This window comes from Acinetobacter sp. YH16052 (genome assembly GCF_013417155.1).
Lineage (GTDB): Bacteria > Pseudomonadota > Gammaproteobacteria > Pseudomonadales > Moraxellaceae > Acinetobacter.
The window spans coordinates 1-1280 of sequence record NZ_VPEO01000168.1; the positions used below are offsets into that span (position 1 = coordinate 1).

1 protein-coding gene is annotated in these 1280 nt (G+C 42.3%); it reads left to right on the forward strand.

The genetic code is table 11. The annotated features are described in order from the left end of the window. Nucleotides 1-138: 138 nt before the first annotated feature. Nucleotides 139-1280, forward strand: a 1142-nt coding sequence (locus tag FTV42_RS17005) for a protein rep (protein WP_180039261.1), incomplete at its 3' end; no start/stop codon positions are given.

The window sequence follows — 1280 nt, forward strand, 5'->3', positions numbered from 1 at the left end:
GTTGTTTTTTATGTTCGAAAAGGTGCAAAACCTATTCTTGCAGAAAGTTTGTAATTCGTGAAAAAAAACAGTGAGTTAGCGAAGCAACTCGCTGTTTTTTCTTTTACTTGATACTATTGATTAAAGTGGGGATGAAATTTGAATAATTCAGATAAGAAAAAACCCCTGTTATCCAGTGCTTTGGTCGGCGGAGATAACAAGGGTTTTGCATCTGCTAATGCAGATGAACACAGGGATAGAATAACACGTTTTGCGACTTTAAAACATAGAGCTAAGAATCAGGAAAATTATTTATTTACCCTGGCTAAATTCAAGGAGAACTATGAAAAGGACGTTAAAAATGAAGAATCTATCAAGGCCTTAAAATCTGCTCAAAAGTTGAATGAATGCGGAAACTATCTGCTATTCAAAAATTTTTACACTATTGGCGAGGTCAAGCTTTCAAAACTCCGCACCTGCGGACAGCATTTGCTGTGTCCTTTCTGTGCTGCCATTCGTGCATCTCGTGCCATTCAGAAATACGTTGAACGTATCAATCAGGTTCTCCAAGAAAATCGCAAGCTCAAGCCTGTTCTAATCACTCTCACCGTTAAAAACGGTTCAGACCTTGCTGAACGCTCAGAACACCTTATGAAGTCCTTTAGAACGCTCCTAGAGCGTCGTAGGGACTATTTAAAAAAGGGTTGGGGTTATAGCGAGTTCTGTAAGGTTCAAGGTGCTATGTATTCTTACGAGAATACATATAACGAGAAAACAGGTGAATGGCATCCGCATATTCATATGTTCGCCTTAGTTGATCAATGGATTGATCAGCAGGAATTTTCAGAATATTGGCATAGCATCACTGGTGATTCGATGGTGGTCGATGTCCGCAGGGCAAAAAAAGAAAAAGGTCACGGCTATAGCAAAGCGGCTGCCGAAGTCTGTAAGTATGCTTTGAAGTTTGGCGATCTGTCCGTTGAAAAGACTTGGGAAGCGTTTAAGGTTCTCAAGGGCAAGCGTTTAACAGGTTCATTCGGTTTGTTATGGGGTGTCAAAATTCCTGACACAATGACAGATGATATGCCTGACGATAAGACTTTGCCTTATCTCGAAATGCTGTACAAATTTGCCTATGGCAAAAAATCTTATTACGACTTACTCATCACAAGACACGTAGAACCGCAGGCGGGAGAGCGCGCGGGATTGGGAGGAGCTTCGACGACTGAGACTGAGCGATATAGCGCGTGCGGTCTAAGTGTGGACGATGCGAGGACGTTGCCGGTGCGAGGGCACGCAGT